22 protein-coding genes and 3 pseudogenes are annotated in these 24,731 nt (G+C 38.9%); 11 read left to right on the top strand and 14 right to left on the bottom strand.

The window, feature by feature from the left end; all coding sequences use genetic code 11:
- Positions 1–46: 46 nt before the first annotated feature.
- Positions 47–1,081: a TrmH family RNA methyltransferase gene (locus L5B83_RS11195; protein ID WP_265778579.1), complete on the top strand. Its 1,035-nt coding sequence runs from the start codon at positions 47–49 to the stop codon at positions 1,079–1,081.
- Here L5B83_RS11195 and L5B83_RS11190 read toward each other — a convergent pair.
- Positions 1,076–1,336, bottom strand: a complete 261-nt coding sequence (locus tag L5B83_RS11190) for a YfhL family 4Fe-4S dicluster ferredoxin (RefSeq protein WP_250351636.1) — start codon at positions 1,334–1,336, stop codon at positions 1,076–1,078. The genes L5B83_RS11195 and L5B83_RS11190 overlap by 6 nt on opposite strands.
- Before the next feature lie 73 nt (positions 1,337–1,409).
- Here L5B83_RS11190 and L5B83_RS11185 point away from each other — a divergent pair, with 73 nt between their 5' ends.
- From L5B83_RS11185 to murQ, 8 genes and pseudogenes are all read left to right on the top strand, one after another.
- Complete coding sequence (locus tag L5B83_RS11185; protein ID WP_250351431.1) at positions 1,410–2,123, top strand: ribonuclease T2 family protein; 714 nt, start codon at positions 1,410–1,412, stop codon at positions 2,121–2,123.
- 159 nt (positions 2,124–2,282) lie between these two features.
- A complete protein-coding gene (locus L5B83_RS11180) occupies positions 2,283–3,452 on the top strand; it encodes a phosphoglycerate kinase (RefSeq protein ID WP_250363715.1) in 1,170 nt (389 codons plus the stop codon).
- A gap of 73 nt (positions 3,453–3,525) precedes the next feature.
- Positions 3,526–4,605: a class II fructose-bisphosphate aldolase gene (gene fbaA, locus L5B83_RS11175; protein WP_250351429.1), complete on the top strand. Its 1,080-nt coding sequence runs from the start codon at positions 3,526–3,528 to the stop codon at positions 4,603–4,605.
- A 128-nt stretch (positions 4,606–4,733) separates the two neighbouring features.
- A pseudogene (locus L5B83_RS11170) lies at positions 4,734–5,726 on the top strand (IS3 family transposase); the annotation flags it as partial.
- 106 nt (positions 5,727–5,832) lie between these two features.
- Positions 5,833–6,021 (top strand): annotated as a pseudogene (locus L5B83_RS12370) (IS630 transposase-related protein); the annotation flags it as partial.
- Positions 6,022–6,081: 60 nt separating this feature from the next.
- Complete coding sequence (locus tag L5B83_RS11165) at positions 6,082–6,420, top strand: transposase (protein WP_265778701.1); 339 nt, start codon at positions 6,082–6,084, stop codon at positions 6,418–6,420.
- Positions 6,421–6,430: 10 nt separating this feature from the next.
- Positions 6,431–6,712 (top strand): annotated as a pseudogene (locus L5B83_RS11160) (IS3 family transposase); the annotation flags it as partial.
- A gap of 4 nt (positions 6,713–6,716) precedes the next feature.
- Positions 6,717–7,634, top strand: a complete 918-nt coding sequence (murQ, locus tag L5B83_RS11155) for an N-acetylmuramic acid 6-phosphate etherase (protein ID WP_265778578.1) — start codon at positions 6,717–6,719, stop codon at positions 7,632–7,634.
- Here murQ and rfaC read toward each other — a convergent pair.
- The 9 genes from rfaC to L5B83_RS11110 all read right to left on the bottom strand — a co-directional run bounded on the left by rfaC (position 7,631) and on the right by L5B83_RS11110 (position 17,503).
- Entirely contained in the window at positions 7,631–8,581 is a 951-nt protein-coding gene (rfaC, locus tag L5B83_RS11150; RefSeq protein ID WP_265778577.1) for a lipopolysaccharide heptosyltransferase RfaC, read from the bottom strand. The two genes, murQ and rfaC, sit on opposite strands and share 4 nt — an antisense overlap.
- A 13-nt stretch (positions 8,582–8,594) precedes the next feature.
- Positions 8,595–9,650 carry a lipopolysaccharide heptosyltransferase II gene (gene waaF, locus L5B83_RS11145; protein ID WP_265778576.1) on the bottom strand — a complete coding sequence of 352 codons (1,056 nt, stop codon included), beginning with the start codon at positions 9,648–9,650 and terminating at the stop codon, positions 8,595–8,597.
- A gap of 45 nt (positions 9,651–9,695) precedes the next feature.
- Positions 9,696–11,294 (bottom strand): xylulokinase, encoded by a 1,599-nt coding sequence (locus L5B83_RS11140; RefSeq protein ID WP_265778575.1) that lies wholly within the window; start codon positions 11,292–11,294, stop codon positions 9,696–9,698.
- A 7-nt stretch (positions 11,295–11,301) separates the two neighbouring features.
- Positions 11,302–12,246: an ABC transporter permease gene (locus L5B83_RS11135; RefSeq protein WP_265778573.1), complete on the bottom strand. Its 945-nt coding sequence runs from the start codon at positions 12,244–12,246 to the stop codon at positions 11,302–11,304.
- A 1-nt stretch (position 12,247) separates the two neighbouring features.
- Positions 12,248–13,204 carry an ABC transporter permease gene (locus L5B83_RS11130; protein ID WP_265778572.1) on the bottom strand — a complete coding sequence of 319 codons (957 nt, stop codon included), beginning with the start codon at positions 13,202–13,204 and terminating at the stop codon, positions 12,248–12,250.
- Complete coding sequence (locus L5B83_RS11125) at positions 13,188–14,678, bottom strand: sugar ABC transporter ATP-binding protein (protein ID WP_265778571.1); 1,491 nt, start codon at positions 14,676–14,678, stop codon at positions 13,188–13,190. The genes L5B83_RS11130 and L5B83_RS11125 overlap by 17 nt, the downstream gene beginning before the upstream one ends.
- 55 nt (positions 14,679–14,733) lie before the next feature.
- Positions 14,734–15,708 carry a substrate-binding domain-containing protein gene (locus L5B83_RS11120; protein ID WP_265778570.1) on the bottom strand — a complete coding sequence of 325 codons (975 nt, stop codon included), beginning with the start codon at positions 15,706–15,708 and terminating at the stop codon, positions 14,734–14,736.
- Between the two features lie 150 nt (positions 15,709–15,858).
- The gene (gene araC / locus L5B83_RS11115) at positions 15,859–16,722 is read right to left on the bottom strand and encodes an arabinose operon transcriptional regulator AraC (protein ID WP_265778569.1); all 864 of its coding nucleotides are present in this window, start codon (positions 16,720–16,722) and stop codon (positions 15,859–15,861) included.
- A 55-nt stretch (positions 16,723–16,777) separates the two neighbouring features.
- The gene (locus tag L5B83_RS11110) at positions 16,778–17,503 is read right to left on the bottom strand and encodes a 3-deoxy-D-manno-octulosonic acid kinase (RefSeq protein WP_265778568.1); all 726 of its coding nucleotides are present in this window, start codon (positions 17,501–17,503) and stop codon (positions 16,778–16,780) included.
- A gap of 93 nt (positions 17,504–17,596) precedes the next feature.
- On the opposite strand from L5B83_RS11110, the gene L5B83_RS11105 reads away from it, so the two are divergent.
- Positions 17,597–18,643: a glycosyltransferase family 9 protein gene (locus tag L5B83_RS11105; protein WP_265778567.1), complete on the top strand. Its 1,047-nt coding sequence runs from the start codon at positions 17,597–17,599 to the stop codon at positions 18,641–18,643.
- Positions 18,644–18,799: 156 nt separating this feature from the next.
- Complete coding sequence (locus tag L5B83_RS11100) at positions 18,800–20,638, top strand: ABC transporter ATP-binding protein (RefSeq protein WP_265778565.1); 1,839 nt, start codon at positions 18,800–18,802, stop codon at positions 20,636–20,638.
- 61 nt (positions 20,639–20,699) lie between these two features.
- Here the strand turns inward: L5B83_RS11100 and fucP are convergent, their stop codons facing one another.
- The 4 genes from fucP to fucK all read right to left on the bottom strand — a co-directional run bounded on the left by fucP (position 20,700) and on the right by fucK (position 24,710).
- Positions 20,700–21,986 carry an L-fucose:H+ symporter permease gene (gene fucP / locus L5B83_RS11095; protein WP_265778564.1) on the bottom strand — a complete coding sequence of 429 codons (1,287 nt, stop codon included), beginning with the start codon at positions 21,984–21,986 and terminating at the stop codon, positions 20,700–20,702.
- 127 nt (positions 21,987–22,113) lie between these two features.
- Entirely contained in the window at positions 22,114–22,761 is a 648-nt protein-coding gene (gene fucA, locus L5B83_RS11090) for an L-fuculose-phosphate aldolase (protein WP_265778563.1), read from the bottom strand.
- Positions 22,762–22,794: 33 nt separating this feature from the next.
- Complete coding sequence (gene fucU, locus L5B83_RS11085; RefSeq protein ID WP_265778562.1) at positions 22,795–23,253, bottom strand: L-fucose mutarotase; 459 nt, start codon at positions 23,251–23,253, stop codon at positions 22,795–22,797.
- Positions 23,247–24,710 carry an L-fuculokinase gene (gene fucK / locus L5B83_RS11080; RefSeq protein ID WP_265778561.1) on the bottom strand — a complete coding sequence of 488 codons (1,464 nt, stop codon included), beginning with the start codon at positions 24,708–24,710 and terminating at the stop codon, positions 23,247–23,249. Before fucK ends, fucU begins: the two co-directional genes overlap by 7 nt.
- Between the last annotated feature and the right edge of the window lie 21 nt (positions 24,711–24,731).

Genomic DNA, 24,731 nt, shown 5'->3' with positions numbered 1-24,731 from the left:
AAATTCGCCCACTTTTCTTATTTTTATCACAATTTGGTAACGCAAAATGAACGCAAAAAAACCAACCTTCCAACAAGCGGATTCCACAAAACGTTTCAATGAACGCTACGCTGGCGAAAAACAAGACAAAAAAGCACCGCACTTTTCGCGTGGAAAAAAGGAAGATAAACGTCCTTTTTCTCGAGAAAAGACAGCGTTCAAAGCAAGCGAAAAAGTGCAACAACGTACAGAATTAACGATGGATAATGCACGTGGCACAGCCAATGTCAAAGTGGTAATTAAACGAACTGGGGAAAAAGAAAAACAGAAAAAAACAGGCCCTCTTTCCCCACGCGCGCCAGAAAAAATTAAGAAAAATCGCGCAGAAGAAATTAAAGTTTATGGTGAAAACACCTGTTTAGCACTTTTTGCTCAGCGTCCTGAAAGCATTGTTCGCGTATGGACTACCGTGGAAATGGCGCACCGTGTCGGGGAATTATTCAGCTATTTGGCGGCAAATAAAAAAGTCTATCACGTTGTAGATAATAAAGAACTTGCGTTAGTGAGTGGCACAGAACACCATAACGGCATTTGTATGTTGGTGAAAAAACCTCGTCATTTTACCCTTACTGGGTATCTAGACATTCCACGTCAAAGAGATGCCTTAGTGTTACTTGATAATGTACATAATGCCCATAACATCGGTGGCATTGTGCGAACTTGTGCGGTATATGGCGTGAAAGGGTTAGTATTGAGTGAAGCCGATTTACTTAACTCTGCTGCGGCAATGCGTGTGGCAGAAGGCGGTGCAGAATACATACATACGTTACTGACCAACAGCACAGAGCAGGGTTTAACTGAGTTGCGTGAAAAAGGCTATCAAATCGTATATCTAAGCCAAAACAAACAAGCCAAACCTTTCGCTCAGTTGAAATTAAGCGATAAAGTGGTCTTTGTATTAAGCGAAAGTGCGGGGGAAAATTTGGCAAAAAATCACGATGATGTCGTGAATTTATCCCTTGCTAACCCACTTAACGCAGGTTTGAATGTTGCTGTTGCTGCGGGTGTTCTCTTGGCAAAATGGGCAGAAAAATCCTTATAATTGATCCGCGTGATGAATAAGGACAAAGCGTTCCCATAACTGGGCTTCGCTTTCTTGATGATTAGGATCAGGCTTAATGCAGTTGCTGATTGGGCAAACTTTTTGACAGGTTGGGGTATCATAATGCCCCACACATTCGGTACAAAGATTTGGATCGATAAGATAAATATCTTCGCCCACGGAAATGGCATCATTCGGGCATTCAGGCAAGCACATATCACAATTTGTGCATTTCTCTGTAATTAAAAGTGCCATCATTTCCCCATATCATCATTGAAAGGGCGAGATTATAAAGAATCAGCAAGGAAAATTAAATAGGCAAAACAAGATGAGCAAGAAAAACAATAAAGGACTTTCTTTTTTAAGTACCCTAATCATTGCGGGCATTGCATTGATTTGGAATTATTTTCAACCTTCCGAAAAAACACCTAAACCGCAACCCGCCCCACAATCGCAACCAAATACAACCGCACCGCTTAGCGATAATTATGATTACATTATGCGCGATGATGCCATTGGGCAAAATAAAAATGCGCCGGTGGATTATTATATGCTGGCGTTGTCTTGGTCGCCGGGGTTTTGCCAAGCACAAAAGGAACGCTATAACGGTAAATTGCCACAATCGCTGATGAGCCAATGTGGCACGCAGCAGTATGGCTGGGTGATCCATGGATTATGGCCACAAAATGGCAATGCTCATTCCGTCAGTGATCATCCTCGTTTTTGTCAAGGGGATTTACCTATGGTTGATCCTAGCTTGATTAAGCCTTATCTTGCCGATAGCCCAAGCGCCAATTTATTACAAGGCGAATGGGAAAAGCACGGCGCTTGTGCGTTTAATGACGCCAAATCATATTTTGAAAAACAGCAAAATTTATACCGCACTTTAACCTTGCCAGATCGTGATTTACCACGCAAAGAATTATTTGCTTGGCTGAAAAAACATAACCCACAATTAAAAGGAGCCTATTTGAGAGCAAGCCATAATGAATTATTTATTTGTTATGACCTGAATTGGCAAGTGAGAGATTGCCCACATTAGTGCGCGCTTTACTCTATTTGGAGTAACAAAAGATCTATTATTTCTCAGAATTAAAAAAATCTGCCTGATTATTTGATCTAAAGCAGTTACAATCTAGTAATAACTGGGTATAATGCCACCCAGTTCTATTAATTTTTAAACAAATAAAGAGGGTAAATTATGTCAGTAATTAAAATGACCGACCTAGATTTAGCAGGTAAACGTGTGTTTATTCGTGCCGACCTTAATGTGCCAGTAAAAGAGGGAAAAGTAACCTCTGATGCACGTATTCAAGCAACCATTCCAACCTTAAAATTAGCCCTTGAAAAAGGGGCAAAAGTGATGGTTACCTCTCATTTAGGTCGCCCAACTGAAGGCGAATTCAAACCTGAAGATTCCCTCCAACCTGTAGTTGATTACTTAAAAAATGCAGGCTTTAATGTCCGTTTAGCACGTGATTATTTAGACGGCGTAGAAGTGAATGACGGTGAAATCGTTGTACTTGAAAACGTCCGTATTAACAAAGGCGAAAAGAAAAATGATCCTGAATTAGGTAAAAAATACGCCGCACTTTGTGATGTATTTGTAATGGATGCCTTTGGTACCGCACACCGTGCGCAAGCTTCAACTTATGGCGTAGCAGAATTTGCCCCGATCGCTTGTGCAGGCCCACTATTAGCAGCAGAATTAGATGCCTTAGGCAAAGCCTTAAAAGAGCCACAACGTCCAATGCTTGCTATTGTTGGGGGATCAAAAGTCTCAACCAAATTAACTGTGTTAGATTCTCTTGCTAAAGTCGCTGATCAACTTATCGTCGGCGGTGGGATCGCAAATACCTTTATTGCCGCAGAAGGCAAAGATGTAGGTAAATCTTTATACGAAGCGGATTTAATCCCTGAAGCACAACGCTTAGCAAAAGCAACCCAAATTCCTGTTCCAAGCGATGTGCGTGTTGGCTTAGAATTCTCTGAAAACGCACCAGCGATCGAAAAATCCGTTGATGATGTGCAAGCAGAAGAATCTATCTTTGATATTGGTGATAAAAGCGCAGAAGAGCTGGCAAACATTATCCGCAATGCGAAAACGATTCTGTGGAATGGCCCTGTAGGTGTATTTGAATTCCCTAATTTCCGTAAAGGAACTGAAGTGGTTGCCAATGCTATCGTTGAAGCGACCCAAAATGGTGCATTTTCTATTGCAGGCGGTGGCGATACCTTGGCTGCAATTGATTTATTTGGCATTAAAGATAAAATTTCATACATCTCAACAGGTGGCGGTGCATTCTTAGAATTTGTAGAAGGCAAAGTATTACCTGCTGTTGAAATCTTAGAAAAACGTGCGAAAAACTAATTTAATTCGATTGAAATAAAGGGGAATGTTCTTCCCCTTGAAACATTCCCAAAACTATATAGGAAATATTAATATGGCAAAATTACTAGACATCGTAAAACCGGGTGTATTAACAGGCGATGACGTACAAAAAGTTTTCAATTATGCAAAAGAGCATAACTTTGCATTACCTGCGGTAAACTGCGTAGGTACGGATTCCGTTAATGCGGTATTAGAAACCGCTGCACGTGTTAAAGCACCTGTGATTATTCAATTCTCTAACGGTGGCGCGCAATTCTATGCTGGAAAAGGGATTAAACCTGCAAGTGGCGCACGTCCTGATGTGCTTGGTGCGGTAGCTGGTGCAAAACACGTTCACGAATTAGCCGCTGAATACGGTGTACCTGTAATTCTTCACACCGACCACGCAGCGAAAAAATTACTTCCTTGGATTGATGGCTTGTTAGATGCAGGTGAAAAACACTTTGCGGAAACAGGCAAACCACTTTTCTCTTCACATATGATCGACCTTTCTGAAGAGCCAATGGAAGAAAATATGGCAATCTGCCGTGAATACCTTGCTCGTATGAGCAAAATGGGAATGACCCTTGAAATTGAAATCGGTATCACAGGTGGAGAAGAAGACGGTGTAGATAACTCAGATGTTGATGAATCACGTTTATACACACAACCTGAAGATGTACTTTACGTGTACGATCAATTAAATCCTGTAAGCCCACGTTTTACCATTGCAGCAGCCTTTGGTAACGTACACGGCGTTTACAAACCGGGTAACGTAAAATTAAAACCATCAATTTTAGGCGCATCACAAGAGTTTGTATCTAAAGAACGTGGTCTTCCAGCAAAATCATTAGATTTCGTTTTCCACGGTGGTTCAGGCTCATCAACCGAAGAAATCCGCGAAGCAATCAGCTATGGTGCGGTGAAAATGAACATTGATACTGATACCCAATGGGCAGCGTGGGAAGGCATCTTAAACTTCTACAAAGCGAACGAAGCATATCTTCAAGGCCAACTTGGTAACCCAGAAGGTGAAGATGCACCAAACAAAAAATACTATGACCCACGTGTTTGGTTACGCAAATCTGAAGAATCAATGTCTAAACGTTTAGAAAAATCTTTCCAAGATTTAAATTGTGTTGATGTTTTATAATCAGTAAAAGCAATTTCAAATATAAAAGCACTAACCAATGATCTGCACCCCAAAAGTTGGACTAAACAACCAACTGATTAAAGTGCAGATTTTTTATGACGAAATAGACTCAAAGTTTCAAACAACAAGTGCTCGACTTTTATCTTCAAAATGGAAAAAATCGTTCGCTTACTCGCCGCTATTTTCAGCTTACCCAAAGGACGTTAGCGCGCTGGATTGCAACATTTAATCATAATGGAATCAATGGATTAGCTATGTTAGGTAAAAACGCTGTTATTCTGCTGAGTTTAAATTAAAGGTCATTCAAGCAGTCAAAAAAGGACAAAGGGCAATGTTACGCTGAAGCCGCGTGCTTTCACTTTGATATCCTCAATTCCGGGATAATTAACCAATGGTTGCAAACCTTCGAAAAACAAGGTATAGCGGGGTTATTTCCCAAACCTAAAGATCGTTCAAGTATGAAACTAAAATCACCTAAAATGCTACCAAAGCTCAAAACGGAAGAGGAGCGCTTGCGTTACCGAATTTTGGAATGAGAGGCGGAGAATACTAAAAAAGCGGCAGGAACTCAACCAACAGAAAATGCAGAAAACGCCGTCATCGTAAATGCCTTGCGCTCGCGTTTTCCGTTGGGGTTGTTACTCAGCTTAATCGGATTGGCACGCAGCGCCTTCTTTTATCATCTCAAGTCAAAGATTGATAAAAATGTAGTGATTTCACAGCAAATAGAGGCGATTTATCGCAAAAAATGACGGAAATTATAGTTATCGTCGAATTACCTTAGAATTAAGAAAATATTTAATTATCAACAACAAAAGCGTACAAGCGATAATGCAACGCTTGAAGCTAAAGGGAAAAAATATCGTTCTTACCAAGGCGAAGTGGGACACATTGCCGATAATCTGTTGCCACGGGATTTTACGGCAAAGGCGCCGAATGAGAAGTGGGTAACGGATATCACGGAGTTCAAATGTGCGGAAGGCAAACTTTATTTATCGCCGATTAAAGACTTATTTAATAATGAAATTATCGCTTACGATGTGGCGAGAAGCCCGAGTTTTGAGCAGATAACCAGAATGATGAGACAGGCGATAAAACGATTAGATGGGGCAAAACCAATATAGTAAAATTCCCCAAAAAACAAAATGGAGCACAATATGACCTATCCCGTACATTTCCGTCAAAAAATCATAGAACAAGCCGAGAAAGGGACATCAAAAAAAGCCAAGAACCATCAATACCGAAGCATTGTTAAACGATGTCAAACGCTTCCCCGATGCCACTCAGGCTGAAAGAGCCGCACGTATAGGCGGAACACAGAGTGCTATCTGCAAAGCGTTGCGCCGCTTAAAAATCAGCCGTAAAAAAAACACTGCACCACCCTCAGTCCGACGAACAGAAAAGACAGAACTTTAAAGAAGCGCTGACAGCTTATTCTGAAGCGGGATATGACATTGTTTATCTCGAACCAATGCAATCGGCGCTATTCGAGAGGGGAATTTATTTGCACTCAGATTATTTGACTGTCCGATTGACAGTGATATTTTTTATGTTTGGCTGACCGAAGCATTGTTACCAGAGCTTGAGAAGCCGACAGTTATCGTGATGGATAATGCCGCGTTCCATAAACGACAAGATATTATCGAAGCCATTGACCAGACAGAACATAAGATTTTATGGCTACCGCCTTATAGCCCTGACTTAAATCCAATTGAAAAAACATGGGCTTGGGTTAAACGTCTGAGAAAACAATGGCGGCTTGATTGTGTTGATGCTTTATTTTTTTGGATTTTAATAATTATTTCGGTTTTTTAAGAATTAAACTATACTGCATTCCAACCAAGGATGTCAGTATCAAATGATGGGTTATCGGAAGATATTGAAAAAACACGGGATTAAGCAAAGTATGTCGAGAAAAGGCAATTGTCTTGATAATGGGGCGATGGAAAGCTTTTTCGGGCGATTGAAGACGGAATGTTATTTTAGCAAGCGGTTTGAGACGTTTGAACAGATTGAAAAAGTAATTCACGAGTACATTCATTACTTGTATATTAAGATTAATATACAAGGGACGAACCGATATATTCGCCCAAAACCCAAGAGATAAAAAAATGAAAGACAACAGGTTACTCAATCAACTTTCCCAGCTTACAACGGAACAACGCAATCCAAATTCAATGAATTTAGACGAGCTTTCTGCGTTAGAAATCGTGCAGTTAATGAATGCAGAAGACAAAAACGTGCCACAGGCTATTGAGAAATGCTTGCCACAAATTGCTAGAGCAGTGGAAAAAATTGTGCAAGCCTTTCAGCAAGGGGGGCGGTTAGTGTATCTTGGCGCAGGCACAAGTGGGCGCTTAGGCGTGCTTGATGCCTCAGAATGTCCACCTACCTTTGGTGTTTCTCACGAAATGGTAAAAGGCATTATTGCTGGGGGCGAACGGGCTTTACGCTATCCTATTGAAGGCGCGGAAGATAATCCACAAAGTGCGGTGGAAAATTTGCGAGAAATTGATTTTAACAAAAAGGATATTCTTGTCGGGATTGCCGCCAGTGGACGCACGCCTTATGTGCTAGGTGGCTTGGATTATGCCAACGCCTTAGGCGCAACAACCGTTGCCATTGCCAGCAATGCGAATTCGCCAATGGTACAAATTGCAGAGATTGCCATCATTACAGTCGTCGGCGCGGAAGTACTCACTGGCTCAAGCCGCTTGAAATCTGGCACAGCACAAAAATTGGTGTTGAATATGCTTACCACCGCCAGTATGGTGCTAATGGGGAAATGCTATCAAAATTTAATGGTGGACGTGCAAGCGAGCAATCAAAAATTAGTGGCGCGAGCTGTGCGTATCGTAATGCAAGCAACGGATTGCACAGCTGAACAGGCCGAGCAAACCCTCAACGTAGCCCATAATAACGCCAAAGTAGCAATATTGATGTTACTGGCAGATGTGGATTATCCCACTGCGGTACAATTATTAAGCAAAAATCAAGGGCGATTGCAAGCAGCATTAACATCCCACTAAAGTACGGGACGTAAGTATTCCATTACCTTTTCAGCAGAAATCTGTGCCATTGTTGGCGCTTGTAAGTGATATTGATTTTTACCATAAGTGCCGATTAACTCTGGATTGGTCGCGCAATAAAGGGTGAGGTTAGGTTTATCTAAGGCGGCGCTGAGATGAGCTAATCCCGTATCCACAGAAACCACCGCTTTGGCATTGGCAATCTGTTGGGCGAGTGTGGTGAGGGACATTTTAGGCAGAACAACGGCATTTTCAATGCCTTGTGCGATCCATTCGGCGGTGTGTTTTTCTTTTTCATTGCCCCAAGGCAAATGCACTGCAAAACCAAGTGCGGTGAGATTTTGTGCTAATTTTTTCCATTCTTGATTACACCAATGTTTATCCGCGCGAGTGGTGGCGTGAATCAACAACACATAAGGTGGCACGCTTTGTTGCACGGCAAAATGCTGTGCAATGCCATAATCCCCTTGCTGTTTCGGCAACCTATAACCCAAGACCTGTGCAAATAACTGACGAATGCGTTCTACCGCGTGTTGCTGATAATCAATGGCATAGTGTTTATCATAAAACAATGCCGCCAAAGGTTCGCGTGCGGATTGTTTATCGTAACCGTGCTTTATCCCTTGCGCTAGGCGCACAGCAAACCACGCACTTTTTACTAAACCTTGTGCATCAATCACTGCATCATATTGATTTTGTTGGAGTAATTGACGATAGACTTGCCATTCTAGCCACGTATTGCGTTGTAAAAGCTGTTTACGCCAACGGCGAATCGCTATCGGGATCACGCGCTTCACCGCAGAATGCCAAGTGGGAATTTCCGCGAAATTTTCTTCCACCACCCAATCCACTTGCAAATTAGGCAAAGCTTTTTGTGCATCCGTCAATGCGGGCAATGTGTGGATTACATCCCCCATTGAGGAGGTTTTCACTAAGCAAATTCGCATTGTTATGCCTTATTTATGCCTGTTCAAAGTGCGGTAAAATTTCGTTTAATTTCTCCATTACCATTGCTGGGGTAATGTCGATAAGGCTTTGGTGATAGCCTTCGGCACTATCTTTAGCTTTACGAATTTTTTCTAATCCGCCTTTTTGTAAACGAATGATCACCGCTTGGTGAGATAATGGTGGCGTATATTGTGGGCTTGTTGGGCCATAAAGTGCCACAAGTGGACGCTGCACCGCCGCTGCAACGTGCATTAAACCACTATCATTGGTTACCACGCCTTGACAATCTGCAATCAAATCTACCGCTTGATTAAGGCTTGTTTGCCCTGCCAAATTTAAGCAATAAGGCTGTAAATTTTCAGGCAAACTGGTACGAATTTCCTCCCCCACTTGCTCATCTTTCGCTGAACCAAAGAGGCGAATGCTGTAACCTTTTTCAATGAGCATTTGTGCAAGCTCGGCATAATGATAATGCGGCCAACGCTTGGCTGGACCAAACTCTGCCCCCGGACAAAAACCAATAGCAGGGCGATGTTGCGCCTGTGCAAGTTGCGCGTGAAAATGACCTTTGGTTTGCTCAATTTGCTGGCTGCTTACCTGTAAATAAGGATAAGGAAAGCGCATTTGCGAAGCAGTTGGCACAGCATTTTTTTCATAGGCCAATGCCACATAGCGTTGCACCATCATAGGGTAATCTTTTTTATTTACACGTAAATCATTCAAAAAGAAATAACGGCTTTCCCCTTTCCAACCACGGCGACACGCAATTTTAGCAAACACTGGAATAAACGCAGATTTGAGCGAATTTGGCAACACAATTGCCATATCATATTGATTTCTTAAACTTTTTCCAATTTCATAGCGTGCTTTCAAGCCAAAAGTGCCGTGTCCAATGGGCATTGGAAGAGCCTGACGCACCTCTGGCATTCTTTCTAACAGAGGGCGACACCAATTAGGGGCAAGTACATCAATTTGACAGTGAGCATATTGCTGTTTTAAACATTGATATAAACTGTGCGACATCATCATATCGCCAACCCAAGACGGGCCAATTATTAAGATGTTCATTATTTGGTTCTCAGTAATAAAATATGCTGGGGACTTATCTTATTGCTAATTATAACCCAAATGATTTAATTCAATTGCTTTTTTTACAATCGGTAAATTTTTTAGATATTGCTTCATATAAGCATTGTACCCTTGAATTATTTCTTTATCCGGATGTGTAACAGAGATATTTGCATAAGCAAAAATTTTGTCTAAATAATCTTCTAAAGAAGTATTACATTTATTGATATAGTTTGCCAGAAGCGCAATCCCCCAAGCACCGCCTTCACCCGCGGTTTTCATTGTCGCGATTGGTGTATTGAGCGCAGAGGCTAAAATTTTTTGTGCAACTCCCGTTGTTTTAAAAACACCACCGTGGCCAAATATTTGGTCAATATGCACATTTTCTTTCTTTTGCAAAATATCCACACCTATTTTCATTGCCGCAAATGCTGAATAAATATGCGCTCTCATAAAATTTGCTAAATTAAAATTCGCATTTGTTGGGTGAATAAATATTGGGCATCCTTCTGACAATCCAATATTATGTTCTCCAGAATAAAAGCCATAAGAAAGTAATTTTCCACAATTGCTTTCCCCTTTTAAAGCAAGTAAAAATAGCGCCTCATATAACTCTTCCGAATAAATATTGACACCAAAATGATATAAACATTCGCTAAACAGAGAAATCCAAGCATTGATATCTGAGGTACAATTATTTGAATGAGCCATAGCAACGAGTTTACCAGCTGGCGTCATTACCATATCCAATTCTTCATAAACATTAGATAATTCATGTTCTAGAACAATCATTGCAAAGGCAGAAGTACCGGCAGAAATATTACCTGTTTTTTCTTTTATGCTATTAGTCGCAATCATCCCTGTTCCAGCATCGCCCTCCGGCGGACAAAATGGGATATTAGCACATAAGTTACCACTAGGATCTAATAACCTCGCCCCATCTTGCGTCAACTTTCCTGCTATTTCACCTGCAACCAATACTTTGGGTAAAAGCTGTTCCAATTTCCAAGGATAATTTTTATCACGGATAAGCTGATTAAATGCCTCAATCATATCTGAATCGTATGATTTTGTTTTTATATCAATCGGAAACATCCCTGAAGCATCGCCGATCCCTAATACTTTTTCATTCGTTAATTTCCAATGTATATATCCTGATAATGTAGTGATATGATTTAGTTCATTAAGATGAGGCTCATTATTTAAAATTGCCTGATAAAGATGAGCGATACTCCACCGTTGAGGTATATTATATTGAAAAAGCGTGGTTAATTCTTTTGATGCTTGTTGAGTAATATTATTTCGCCAAGTCCTAAACTCTGTTAATTGTTTGTCTTTTCTATCAAAGGGTAAATAGCCGTGCATCATTGCGCTAATACCAATAGCGGATAATTTTTTAATATTAACTTGATATTTTTCTCTCACATTTTCACTTAAATTCAAATATGCGGTTTGTAAACCTTTTAAAATCTCATTATCATAATATGTCCATATTCCTTTATCTAAATGATTTTCCCAATCAAATATCCCTGTAGCTAATATTTTTCCAGTGCTATTAATTAAAACTGCTTTTATTCTAGTTGAACCAAATTCAATACCTAAAATAGCTTCACCATTTTCAATAATATTTTTCTCACTTAGCATAATCACCTCATCCATCACGACGACCAAAAAGATTATTTTTTTGCAAATATATAAAGAATATGAGTAATCCTCCCCATAATATCTTGGTAACATAGCTGCTAACACTTAGCATATTTAACCCACTTTCTATAATTTGTAAAAGAATAAGTGCAATCATAATCCCAATTAATTTCCCTTTTCCTCCATCAGGATTAACCCCACCTAACACAGCTGCAAGAATCGAGATAAGTAAATATGAATCGCCATAGGAAGCTTTAGCTGAATTCAATTTGGACATCATTAATATTGCAGCAAAGACACATAATACTGAAGATATAATATAAATAAGGTTAATCACTCGTTTTGTATTGATACCAGAGAAAAATGTGGCTTTTTCATTATTCCCAATAAAATAAATCGATTTACCTAATTTTGTTTTCTCTAAAATCCCCCAAACAATAATTGACAAAAAGATAAATATAATAATAGGTAAGGGAATAAATACTATCGTTGTTGAATCAATCAAGAGAATAGACGGTGAAAAGTTAGAAAGTGTTGTTCCATTAGTAAAGAGGATATTCAATCCATTAATCAAAGTCATCGTACCTAAGGTTGCTAAAATTGGTGAAACTCTTATGGTAGAAATCAACATTCCATTAACGAGACCGATTATGATTGATATAAGAAAACTTATCACCATCCCTAATAATAAGTTATCTTGCTTGGTTGTATAATAAGCAATAATCAGTGCGCAAGCATTCATACTGGCAATAATTGATAAATTAATTCCCCCTGATAACATCGGGATTGCCATAGCTAAAGTTAAGATACCTAATATAGGAATCTGTGATGCCATAGATTGAAAGCTTGATATAGACCAAAAAGTATCAGGGATAACAACGCTAAATATTATAATTGCAACAAAAAATAAAATGAGTAAATATTTAATTGAGTGATCTAATCTATCTTTCATTTTACACTCCTTTACGTTGAGCTAAAGATGTTATGCTGATACTCAAAAGAATAATCATTCCAGTGACAACGGTTTGCCAATAAGAAGATATATTCAAAAGATTCAATCCATTTTGAATAATTGCTAATAATGCGACTCCCATAATCGTACCGAATAACGTTCCTCGGCCACCCGATAAACTACTCCCACCTAATACAACCGCCGCAAGAACGGTTAATTCATACCCAAGCAGGGAATCTGGGGCAACTGATTGAACCGTATATGACTGAACAATACCCGCTAGCCCAGACATAAATCCCATATACCCATAAGCAAAAATATGTAATTTTAAAATATTAAATCCTATTCTTGATGCCGCATCTTTATTTCCTCCTAATGCGTATATTTGTCTCCCAATAGTCGATTTATTTATAATGAGCCACGTTAATATTACTGCCGCTATTGCCAAGATAGACTGAAAAGATAAACCATAGATAAAACCATCTGAATTAACTGTTTTAAATAATATAATTTCCTCTTGAAACCAAGAGGGATAATCATATAACCACACTCCCCTTGTAATATAAAGCAAGGAGCCATAAAAAATATTTAGTGTAGATATTGTGATAATAATAGATGGCACATCTAATTTATTAACTATTATTGCATTAATAGAACCTAATAATATCCCTACAACTAATGCAATAACAAACACCCCATAAAATCCTAGATAAGGATATTTTGATATAAAAGAGATCATTACATACTGAGAAATTATTGTTATTGCTGGAAAAGAAATGTCAATTCCTCCTGAAAGTAATACAACAAACAAACCACAAGATAAAATCATTAACATTGAATAATTATTAACAATATCGTAAATATTTTCTATTGTTGCAAAGTCATTTGTCGAAAATGTTAATATCATAATTAATATCACAATAGTACAAAATAATAATTTATTATTTAACGCTTTCATAGACGATCTCCGAAATTTCTTTTTCACTACTCTGAGATGGTATTATTTCATTTGTAATTTTTCCTTTTTTCATAATTAAAACACGATGACTATTATAATAAGCCTCTTCAATTTCATCGGTAATAAAAATAACGGATGCACCTTGTTTTGCTATTGCATTTATAATTTTAAAGATTGCTTCTTTATTAGCCACATCAACACCAATGGTTGGTGAGTCAAGAATCATTATTTTAGGTTTTATCGCTAACCATTTAGCAATAGATACTCGTTGTGCATTTCCTCCAGATAAAGTATTTACTAAGTCATTAGAATTAGCCACCTTAATGTTTAATGAAGTAATTAACTCATTGCTCAGATTATATGCTAATATATTATTTATAATCCCTAATTTATTTGTAACCTGCTCAAAAACACTAGAGATAATATTATTGTGAATACTTTCAGACATAATCAACCCTGTATTCAACCTATCTTCTGAAACATAAGCAATGCCTTGCCTGATTGCATCCCTATTTGTTTTTAAATTGATCTCTTGACCATCTAAAAATATCTGTCCACTTGTTGGCTGTGTAATTCCAAATAAACTTAAGCATAGTTCTGTTCTTCCTGAACCTAATAATCCTGTTATAGAAAGGATTTCACCTTCTTTCAAGGAAAAACTAATATTTTCGTATTGCGGTGATAATGTTAAATTTCTAACTTCTAAGATAGGTTTCTTTTGATTAAAATCTAATTCGGGTAATGTTTTTTGATCAATTTCGAGACCAGTCATTAAATAGCTTAAGTATTTCTCTGTCATCTCTTGAATAGGATATTTTCCGATCATTTCACCATCTTTTAAGACAACAACACTATCAGAAACTTTCATTACTTCAGCAAGTTTATGACTAACAAATATAATACTTATTCCTTTACTTTTTAATTTTACGACAATATCTAATAAGTCATTGACCTCTTTAGCAGTGAGAGATGCGGTAGGCTCATCCATAATGAGTAATCGAGCATTTTGTGCTAACGCTCGGCATATTGCCACCAACTGTTGTTGTGCGATAGGCAAGCTATCAAGAACAGCATCAAGATCTAATTTAGCGTTAATATTATTAATGACTTGTTGAGCAATATTTCTTTGTGCATTATGATGTACCCAACCAATATTTTTACAATGATGAATGGTGATATTTTCTGCAACTGTGAGATTAGGAAATAAAGCTAAATCTTGATAAATAACTTGAATACCTTTTTCAATTGATTCTTCAGGAGTAAGCTTAGAATAATGATTTCCCCCTATTGTAATCTCTGCCCCTGCATCAGGTTGATAAACACCAGATAGAATCTTTATCAGGGTAGATTTACCACATCCATTCTGACCGGCTAAGCAAAGTGCTTCTCCATAATTTAATGATAATTCAACATTATTTAGCGCCTTAACACCATAAAATGTTTTACTTATCTTGTTCATCGTAATAAAAGCCATATTACTCCTCCTTCATTAGGGACTCTTTAAAAAGAGTCCCTTTAGCTATGAATAATTAATATAAAGAATCAATATTGTCTTTTGTCACTTTTAGAACATTATGAAATTGAATCAGTTTTTGCTCCTTATTTACCTTAGCTTTACCTAGCCCTTTAATTTCGATTCCATCATTAATCGGTTCCCCTTTTACCACCTTTGCGGCGATAGTTCCTAAGGCATAACCTGATGTTGCAGGGTCATATGTTATTCCCATCGTAATATTTCCTGTTTTTATTAAGGATGCTGCTTGGGATGGAATCATCATACCAAATACACTTAATTTATTTTTTAATCGTTTTTCCTTCACTGCCAATCCTGCACCTATCGGTCCCTGAGAACCAAATGAAATCACTGCTTTTAGATCAGGATGTGCTTTCACTAGATCAATTGTTGTCCTACGAGCATCGTCAATATTTTCTGCAACAGGCATACGGCTTGTCACCTCAAACATATCAGGATAATGGACTTTCTGATACTTTATAAATAAATCTGCCCAAAGATTATGTTGTGGTACAGTTAATCCACCCACATAAATCACATATCCTCCTTGACCATTGATCGCCTTTGCTACTTCTTCAACATAATCCGCTGCAAACTGTGCATTATCAATGATTTCAATATCCCAATCAGCGCTAGGTTGTCCAACGGACTCGTGCGTGAGTACAACAATACCATTTTGTTTTGCTTTTTTTAGAATAGGTTCTAATGCATTAGAATCATTAGGTACAATGGAAATTGCACTGACTTTCTTGGCAACTAAGTCTTCAATTAATTTAACTTGTTGAGGCGCATCAGTATTGGATGGACCTACTTGATAGGCATTAACATTATTATCTTTACCGGCTTGAACAACCCCTTCTGCCATACGGTTAAACCAAGGCATTCCATCAATTTTAGAAATATTGACAATATCACCAGCCAAAGCAAGATTAGCACTACTTAAGACAAAAAGGCTTGATAGAAGTAATTTCCTAACTGTTTGATTTTTCATAATAAATCCCTCGTTATGTTTCGTTACGTGCTACTTTTGATAAAATACGTCTTATCAAAGTATCAAAATCATATGAAAGAACTTATGAAAGGAATATGTAATTTTTAGGCTTTTATATGGAATATTCTGCACCTAAAAGAAAAGTGGGATCTATATCACATATTTCTTATTTCGCTCAATTTCTCTATATTGCGAAGGAGAAAGTGCGGTATGTTTTTTGAAAACTTTTGAGAAATATAATGGATCATCGTAGCCTAGTGTCTTGGCTAGCATACTGATGCTTATATCAGAAAAATAGAGAAGTTTTTTCGCTTCAACCATTCTTTGCTGATCCCGCCATTGGATAATACTCATACCCAAAGACTGTCTGAATAATCTCGATATTCTTGATGGTGATAAAAAAACCTGTTTTGCTAAGTACTCAATACTCATATTGAGAGATAAATCATTTTTTATAATCTGGCATATAGCCATAACCCTATCATCAATAATCGGTAAGTGTTGAATATCTTCCAATGCAAAACATTTAATTAATAAATGATTTAATAAACTATAGCTAATTTCTTTATTAAAATTATTATTTGATTTGTATTCAATTTCTATTTTGGTAAAAATCTGACTGATTTCTTGAAATAATAATTCATTATTAATCTTGATTCTGCCAATCCCTCTTTTAGTATTAGGCCAAACAATCCATTGTTCCCATTGTGGATTTGGTAAAAAATACACCCATTTATAATGCCAGTATTGACTATCAGGATGACGTGCATATTTATAATAGGAATGGGGAGAAAATAAGAGTAATTCCCCTCTAGAAATAGAAAAAGACTGTTTACCATCAAAAACTAGCCCTTCACCAAAGGTCGTTAGTTGTAAAATATAGCCTTGTAGTCCATCAGGTTTAGAGGTTTCAAAATCAAGCTTATTTCCTTTTTCAATTTGTGTCATTTCACCGATTAATTTATCCCCGAGGAGAAGATTCATCGTATTCTTTTTAAATCTATTTATTAACATATAGTGTAACCTTTTGCAGACCTTCACTATAACTTAAGCAGTTTATACTGCTGTATCATTCATATCCCACCAAGATACTTTCCCAATTCTGTTGGGTAAATTGGATGGTCAGTTTATTTCCCTCTTTATTAAAAGAGCGGTGTAATCTGGCGAGATTTTTGGCTTTCCAACTATTCCCCGATTTTTCTGTGCATTTGTCGAAATCTAATAGCCAATATTTTTGTTCTGGCGTGGCGAAATGTTGTACTAGAATATTATGGGCGTTGAGGTCGGTGTGGCAAATTTGTCGGTCGTGTAATTGGCGGATTAATTGCCCGATTTGTTGCCAACTTTCAGCAGGTAAACTGTGGTGTTGTAACAGTGCGGTGAGATCTTGTGCATTTTCGATTTTTTCACTGAGCAAATCCGCTTGATAGCAAATGCCTGTTTTGCCTTTGATAATTCTTGCGCCAATCGGTTTTGGCACGGGTAACCCCTCTTGATGTAATTTATTTAACAGATGAAATTCAGCGAAACTACGTGTGTGCTTAAGATCGCTGAACCAATAGCGATCTTTATTTAGTCTGCCCAATAAACCACCGCGATAATAATGACGCAAAGCCCCATTCACACCAAACAGATCGGCGCTTTTTACGAACCAAGTGATACCCCGTCCTTTGGCCGAACCAAGAATACGCTGTTGTTGCTGCCAAAATTGCGGTTCAAAATAGAGGCTTGGATCCGCAGGTTGCGTTTCCAGATTAAAAATAAAATATTGGTTTTGCTGTTGCAGTTCAAGCATATTGGGTTGATTTCTTATAGAATAGATGAATGAAAACATTCTACTGAAAATAAAAAAGAATGCTATATTAAACAGAAAAACGAAGGTAAATCTATGGCACTTTTTTCCACGCCTCCAAAATCCATTTGTATTTTACGCCTTTCCGCCATTGGTGATGTATGCAATGCCTTGTCGGCAGTGCAACAAATTCAACGTTATTGGGAAAATACCCAAATTACTTGGATTGTTGGTAAAACAGAAATGCAGTTATTGCAAAATGTGAAAGGTATCCGCTTTATTCCTTATGACAAAAAAACTGGCTGGAAAGGCATTTGGGCGTTATGGAAAATATTGCGTAATGAACATTTTGATGTGCTATTGAATATGCAAACCGCATTGCGTGCTTCAATGATCTCCTTAGGTATTAAAGCCACTTATAAAGTTGGATTTAGTCAAAATCGTGCGCGAGAAGGGCAATGGCTATTTACCAATCGTAAAATCAATGAGCCGAATAATCCGCACGTTCTAGCAGGATTTTGGGCCTTTGTGGATTATTTGGGCTTGCCTGTGGGCGATCCGAAATGGGATTTAGGGATTGGGGAAAAAGAACGCTCTGCGGTTCGACAATTTATTGATCCAACAAGAAAAAATCTACTCATTTCGCCTTGTTCAAGTAAATTGGAAAAAGATTGGTTGGCCGAACGCTATGCTGAAATTGCCAATATTGCGCACAGTCAAAATATCAATGTGATTTTATGTGGATCAACAGCATTTAGAGAGCAAGCAATGATTGAAAAAATCATCGCATTGTGTAATTTTCAACCAGTAAATGCGAGCGGAAAAACCTCATTAGTGGAATTGGCCGCACTGATTGGAATGGTTGATTTGTTGATCGCACCTGATAGTGGCCCCGCTCATATTGCGACTGCACAGGGTACGCCAGTTATTGGCTTGTATGCTTATCATAATCCCTTGCGAACAGGGCCTTATTATAATTTATCAGAAGTGGTTTCCGTGTATGAACAAAATGCTCAGCAAGAATTCGGCAAACCTTCCCATCAGTTACCTTGGGCAACCAAACTGAAAGGCAAGCAGTTAATGACACAAATTTCTGTGGCAGAGGTGTTAGAGAAAATGCGACAGATTGGTTTTGTGAAATAAAACTGTTAAAAAATAGCCAAGCATTCGCTATAATACGCCGATTTTTGCGTTCGCGAATGGCAAAAATAAAGTGCGGTGGAAAATCTCTCAATTTTTCACCGCACTTATCCTTTTGTTTTATCTTGCGAACCTGTCTTTTTATTTTTAGGAAAAACGATGTTTAATAAAATTTTTGAATGGTTTGAAAGCCGTCTAAATGCCTATCCAGAGCAATCGCCAAAAACGCCCGAAAAAGGCTTAATTCGCTTTATTTGGTCGAATATGGAAGGAATGCGTGGCTGGATTTTGTTGCTTGCGTTGCTTACCGTTGGAACGGGGGTGATGGAAGCGGTGTTGTTCCAGTTTATGGGAATCGTAGTGGATTGGCTTGGGAAATACACGCCAGCAGCCTTGTGGCAAGAAAAAGGTCATTGGCTTTTAGCAATGGCAGGCTTGTTGATCTTTAGTGTGTTCTGGTCGTTCAGCGCATCAGCGGTTCGTTTACAAACCTTGCAAGGGGTATTTCCAATGCGTTTACGTTGGAATTTCCACCGTTTAATGCTTGGACAAAGCCTGAGTTTCTATCAAGATGAATTTGCCGGGCGTGTTTCAGCTAAAGTGATGCAAACAGCTCTAGCGGTACGCGATACCGTACTGACCATTGCCGATATTATGGTTTATGTTGTTGTGTATTTCATCACCTCAGGTATTGTGCTGGCTGCATTGGATGCGTGGTTCTTATTGCCTTTTGCCTTATGGGTTGTTGCGTTTATTACTATTTTACGCATTATTATTCCCAAATTAGCTAAAACTGCCGAGCGCCAAGCGGATGCCCGTTCATTAATGACAGGACGGATTACTGATTCTTATGCCAATATCGCCACAGTAAAACTGTTCTCACATGGGGCTAGAGAAGCCAGTTATGCCAAACGTTCTATGGAAGAATTTATGGTAACGGTACACGCACAAATGCGTTTAGCTACCTCCTTAGATACCATCACTTACGCCACCAATATTACCTTAACCCTCAGCACGGCGATCCTTGGCATTGTGCTGTGGAAGCAAGGCAGTGTTGGAGTTGGTGCGATTGCCACCGCCATTGCAATGGCATTGCGTGTGAATTTTATTTCCCGTTGGATTATGTGGGAATCCGCACGTTTGTTTGAAAATATTGGTACCGTCAATGATGGTATGAATACGCTCACTAAACCGCATACTATTGTAGATAAACCGCAAGCATTGCCATTAAAAGTGGGCAAAGGCGAAATTCATTTCAATGATGTAAGTTTTTCCTACGATCCTCAAAAACCATTACTCAGCCATTTTAATCTCACCATTAAACCCGGGGAAAAAGTCGGATTGATTGGGCGTTCTGGGGCAGGAAAATCCACTATTGTGAACTTACTGTTACGTTTTTATGAAGCAAATCACGGTGAAATCACGATTGACGGGCAAAATGTATGCGAGGTAACCCAAGAAAGTTTACGCAGCCAAATTGGTTTAGTGACCCAAGACACCTCTTTATTACACCGTTCTGTGCGAGAAAATATTCTTTATGGTCGCCCAACAGCGAGTGATGAAGAAATGTTTTCAGCGGCACAACGTGCTGAAGCCTCTGAATTTATCCCATTTTTGAGTGATGCAGAAGGTCGAACAGGCTATGACGCACACGTCGGTGAGCGTGGCGTGAAGCTCTCTGGGGGACAACGCCAGCGGATTGCCATTGCTCGTGTGATGTTAAAAGATGCACCTATTCTTTTATTAGATGAAGCAACCAGCGCCTTAGATTCGGAAGTGGAAGTAGCGATTCAAGAAAGCCTAGACAAAATGATGGAAGGCAAAACCGTGATTGCAATTGCTCACCGCCTTTCTACCATTGCCGCAATGGATCGTCTTATCGTATTAGATAAAGGACAAATTGTGGAACAAGGCACGCACAATGAATTACTCGCCCAAAATGGGCTTTATGCCAAATTGTGGCATCATCAAAGCGGTGGCTTTTTGAGTGAAGAATAATGCTAGCCTATGATGATAAAAAGCAAGATTATTGAGTAATCTTGCTTTTTTTATGCTTATATTATTTCAACACTCTCCAAGCTCGATAGCCATATATCGCAATCGCAACAAAGCAAATAAGTGGTAGTACGAAAGACACATTGACTGCAGGCATTCCAAAAATTTCGCCTTGGTCAATAATAATACCTTGCAATGGTGGCATTAATGCACCACCTACGATAGCCATAACTAAGCCAGCTGCCCCTAAAGTAGCTTCTTCTTTCAATCCATAAAGTGCAATGCCGTAAATGGTTGGGAACATTAAAGACATAAAGGCTGAAGTTAAGATTAAGCAATATAACCCACCAACACCATCAATGAAAATAACACCAAGAATACTGAAAAAACCACCTAAGGCGAATAAATAAAGCATTAATTCTGCTTTGAGATATTTCATAATACTGGTGCTAATAAAGCGGCTCACAATGAAAATCGCCATCGCAATAATGTTATAATTTTGTGCTTCTGCTTTGGTGAAACCTAAACGTTCTGCATATTGAATAATGAAAGTCCAGCACATAATTTGTACGCCAACATAGAACACTTGCGCAATGACCCCTTCGCGATATTTTGCTTTAGCAATAAGACGATTAAACGCTTCACGGAAAGAAAGTTTATTACCTTGCTCAATTTTTGTTGCAGGCATTTTGTATAAGCCAATGACAAGCATAATAATCACCACCACAAGCCCAACGACTAAGTACGGATTACGAATAATTTCGAGATCGTGTGTGCGTACAGCAGCTTTCTCTGCGGCAGATAAGGTATTGAAAATAAGATTACCTGCTGCATCACGTTTATCTGATTCTAAATTAACTAAGACAATTTGTGAGGCAACAAACATTCCTGTGATTGAACCAAGCGGATTAAATGATTGGGCAAGATTTAAACGGCGTGTTGCAGTTTGAGGATCACCCATTGAAAGAATATAAGGATTGGCTGTGGTTTCTAGGAATGCTAGCCCAAAGGTTAAAATATAAAGTGAGAACAGGAAGAAGGTAAATTGCTCATAGCGTGCTGCCGGATAGAATAGAAATGCACCGACAGCATATAATGCTAAGCCTAATAATACCCCAGATTTATAGTTGTAACGACTGACAAATAATGCGGCTGGAATTGCCATTGTGCCGTAACCACCATAGAACGCAAACTGTACCAGGGCGGCTTCTGAAGCAGGAATTTCCATTACTGTTTGGAAAACCGCCACCATAGGGTTAGTAATATCGTTAGCAAAGCCCCATAATGCAAATAAAGTTGTGATTAAGACAAATGGGACAACAAATTGCTTTTCAAGAATTTTTGCACTCATAATATTCTCCTTGTTTGAGAGCTAAACTCAAGGTCCTATTTAGAACAACAGTCAGGAAAATGAGCCTAATAAATCATTTGTTTTAGGGGCAATGATCATCATTGTTCATTGCCACCAGCCACACCTCTTATTCTTCTATACGTAGTCCATAAGATTTAAATTTCTCTAATACCGTTTTCATCTCTTGTTCAGATAAGAGCGGAATCGGTAATTGCGTAGCCAATAATTGGATATACCATTTGGCCAAAACTTCCACTTCATTTGCTAGCCATAATGCTTTATCTAAATTAGTTTCAGCAGCAATTAAGCCATGATGAGCAAGTAATATTGCTTTACTTTGTTTAATCCCCTCTGCCACATACTGTGCCAATTTCGCTGTGCCAAAGGTGGCATAAGGCACACAAGGAATATGATCCGTACCACTCACGGCAATCATATAATGGATAGGCGGAATAGGTTTTTCTAAAATAGAAACCGCTGCACAATGCGTTGCGTGATTATGTACAACTGCATTGACATCAGGGCGAGCTTGATAAACCGCTAGATGAAAATGCCATTCACTTGATGGCAGTTTACCTTCCTCGTGCTGACCTTGATGACTAACAAAAACAATATCTTCTTCTGTCATTTGCTCATAAGGCATTCCAGTAGGGGTAATGAGCATACCCTCTTGATAACGAACGCTGATATTACCAGCTGTCCCTTGATTTAACCCTAAACGAGTCATCTCAAGGCAGGTATCAATAATCTTGCGTGAAAGTTGTTGTCGATTCATTCTTTACTCCTTATTTCTTTACTCCTTATTTCTTTACACCATTGAAAGTGGCGTAACACCTTTTTTCAAAATAATATTGCCATATTTAGCACATTCGCCTGTTACCACAATGGCATAAGCCTGTTTTGCTCTTTCATAAAATGCAAAGCGATCAATGCGTGCTAATTTAGGTAAATTTTGTACCGCACTTTGCTGTTGAAGTGCGTGCTGTATTGCCTTGAGATAACGTTTTTCCACTTCAGGATCAAGATTATCACCCTCAACCGCTCGCATCATTATGAGTGGTGCGTCAACATAACTATCAAATTCAAATAACGGGGTGATAGCCGTCAATAAGGTACTCATTGGGATGCCATCGGCACGTAAGACTCGATGATGCAGTTGATGTGCTGGAAAGTGGGCATCAGACAGGACGATCTCATCACCATGCCCCATTTCAGCTAATATTTTTAATAATTCTGGTGAAATTGCTGGGTGGATACCTTTTAACATTGTCTTTCCTCCATTAATTGCTGATAAAGTGCGGTCTGATTTGAAGGATAAATTCGTTGCTTTTTCGGTTGCATATGTTGTTGGGCTTGCTCAACATTGGTATAAATCCCCACGCCTGTAAGGGTGAACATAGCCGCCCCTAATACTGTACTTTCTGCAACATCTACAACATCAAGGGGAAGATTTAAAACATCTGCACGAATTTGATTCCATAAGGTATTTTTTGAACCGCCACCGACACAAAGCAAACTCTCCGCTTTAAATTGGCTGACTTGTTGCAAAATATCTAGACCCGCTTTTAGTTGCATTGCCATATACTCCAGCGCTGCGCGGTAAATTTGACCTCGAGAACTGTGCATTGAAAGTCCAACAATTTGCCCAAAACCTTGCTCATTATCTGCTGGGTTAAACTTGCCACAGACTTGGATACCTTGTGATCCTACTGGCACTTCTGAACCTTCAGTGATCATTGTTGGGTAATATTGATTAGACCCTTTTACATCAGCAAAGAACGTTTTACCTACCCATTCCATCACCCCAGACCCAAGCCATTGCACAGCGGGATTAAAGCAAGAGGCTTGAGCATCAAATTCTGTCGTTAAGCCTTGTGGTACAAAGCTAAAATGTGGGGTAGCTTTTGCGGTTCTCGCCATAAGAATTTCCCACGTCCCAGAGCTAAGAACAGGTTGATTAAGTCCTGCTCCAGAGCCAAAAACGGCAAATTGTGTATCATGTCCACAAGAGATAACAGGAATCGCATTTAAACCCAATTGCTGACAAAGTGCGGGGGATAAATTACCTATTTTTTCACCAGCATTTACCATTGGTGGAAAATGATTTTCGGTTAAACCTAATGTATGTAATACCTCACTATCCCACGTTTGACTCTGTAAATCCGTCATCATTGAGGTTCCAGCCATCGTACGATCGGTGCTAAATACGCCTGTTAAGCGTTGATTAATCATGGAAGAAATGAAGACAAATTTATCCATTTTTTGCAAAATGTCTGGTTCATTTTCCTTCAGCCACAATAACTTAAACAGGGTGTTAAAGCTGTACTGCCCTATTCCGTTGCGTTGATAAAGCGCTTCAGGATCGAGATACTGCGCAAGGTTTTCCATAATTGAGATTGTTCTAGGACATTGCCAAGAAATAATTGGGTAGAGCTGTTTTCCTTGATGATCGAAAGGGGCGCCATCAACACCAAAGGTTGTAACACCAATACCCACAACCTCATTTAAATGATGCGTTTGGCGTAATTGCTCAAGGGTATTTTCCGCACAACCTAATAATTTTTGCCAAATTTCGTCAATATCCCAAATATAAAAATGAGGATAATGAGGATCGGGTTGAGTGTGATTTTCTTGGTGAGAAGACGCAAGAATATGCCCATTTTGATAAATGGCAATAGTGCGTAAATTAGTTGCTCCGCAATCAAAAATAAGTGCTATTGACATATATCCTCCAAAGTGCGGTTA

Origin of the sequence: Avibacterium sp. 21-599 (assembly GCF_026226765.1) — a bacterium.
Taxonomy (GTDB): domain Bacteria; phylum Pseudomonadota; class Gammaproteobacteria; order Enterobacterales; family Pasteurellaceae; genus Avibacterium.
The sequence above is the reverse complement of the archived record's forward strand: the minus strand, read 5'-3'. Positions and strand labels throughout refer to the sequence as shown.

Excerpts from the sequence above, each read along its gene's own strand:
- L5B83_RS11105 (WP_265778567.1), top strand. The coding sequence starts at position 17,597 with ATGGCACTTTTTTCCACGCCTCCAAAATCCATTTGTATTTTACGCCTT.
- fucU (WP_265778562.1), bottom strand. The coding sequence starts at position 23,253 with ATGTTAAAAGGTATCCACCCAGCAATTTCACCAGAATTATTAAAAATA.
- rfaC (WP_265778577.1), bottom strand. The coding sequence starts at position 8,581 with ATGCGAATTTGCTTAGTGAAAACCTCCTCAATGGGGGATGTAATCCAC.
- L5B83_RS11100 (WP_265778565.1), top strand. The coding sequence starts at position 18,800 with ATGTTTAATAAAATTTTTGAATGGTTTGAAAGCCGTCTAAATGCCTAT.
- waaF (WP_265778576.1), bottom strand. The coding sequence starts at position 9,650 with ATGAACATCTTAATAATTGGCCCGTCTTGGGTTGGCGATATGATGATG.
- L5B83_RS11135 (WP_265778573.1), bottom strand. The coding sequence starts at position 12,246 with ATGAAAGATAGATTAGATCACTCAATTAAATATTTACTCATTTTATTT.
- fucK (WP_265778561.1), bottom strand. The coding sequence starts at position 24,710 with ATGTCAATAGCACTTATTTTTGATTGCGGAGCAACTAATTTACGCACT.
- L5B83_RS11195 (WP_265778579.1), top strand. The coding sequence starts at position 47 with ATGAACGCAAAAAAACCAACCTTCCAACAAGCGGATTCCACAAAACGT.
- L5B83_RS11120 (WP_265778570.1), bottom strand. The coding sequence starts at position 15,708 with ATGAAAAATCAAACAGTTAGGAAATTACTTCTATCAAGCCTTTTTGTC.
- L5B83_RS11125 (WP_265778571.1), bottom strand. The coding sequence starts at position 14,678 with ATGGCTTTTATTACGATGAACAAGATAAGTAAAACATTTTATGGTGTT.
- L5B83_RS11130 (WP_265778572.1), bottom strand. The coding sequence starts at position 13,204 with ATGAAAGCGTTAAATAATAAATTATTATTTTGTACTATTGTGATATTA.
- L5B83_RS11180 (WP_250363715.1), top strand. The coding sequence starts at position 2,283 with ATGTCAGTAATTAAAATGACCGACCTAGATTTAGCAGGTAAACGTGTG.
- murQ (WP_265778578.1), top strand. The coding sequence starts at position 6,717 with ATGAAAGACAACAGGTTACTCAATCAACTTTCCCAGCTTACAACGGAA.
- L5B83_RS11110 (WP_265778568.1), bottom strand. The coding sequence starts at position 17,503 with ATGCTTGAACTGCAACAGCAAAACCAATATTTTATTTTTAATCTGGAA.
- L5B83_RS11185 (WP_250351431.1), top strand. The coding sequence starts at position 1,410 with ATGAGCAAGAAAAACAATAAAGGACTTTCTTTTTTAAGTACCCTAATC.
- L5B83_RS11140 (WP_265778575.1), bottom strand. The coding sequence starts at position 11,294 with ATGCTAAGTGAGAAAAATATTATTGAAAATGGTGAAGCTATTTTAGGT.
- araC (WP_265778569.1), bottom strand. The coding sequence starts at position 16,722 with ATGTTAATAAATAGATTTAAAAAGAATACGATGAATCTTCTCCTCGGG.
- fucA (WP_265778563.1), bottom strand. The coding sequence starts at position 22,761 with ATGAATCGACAACAACTTTCACGCAAGATTATTGATACCTGCCTTGAG.
- fbaA (WP_250351429.1), top strand. The coding sequence starts at position 3,526 with ATGGCAAAATTACTAGACATCGTAAAACCGGGTGTATTAACAGGCGAT.
- fucP (WP_265778564.1), bottom strand. The coding sequence starts at position 21,986 with ATGAGTGCAAAAATTCTTGAAAAGCAATTTGTTGTCCCATTTGTCTTA.
- L5B83_RS11190 (WP_250351636.1), bottom strand. The coding sequence starts at position 1,336 with ATGGCACTTTTAATTACAGAGAAATGCACAAATTGTGATATGTGCTTG.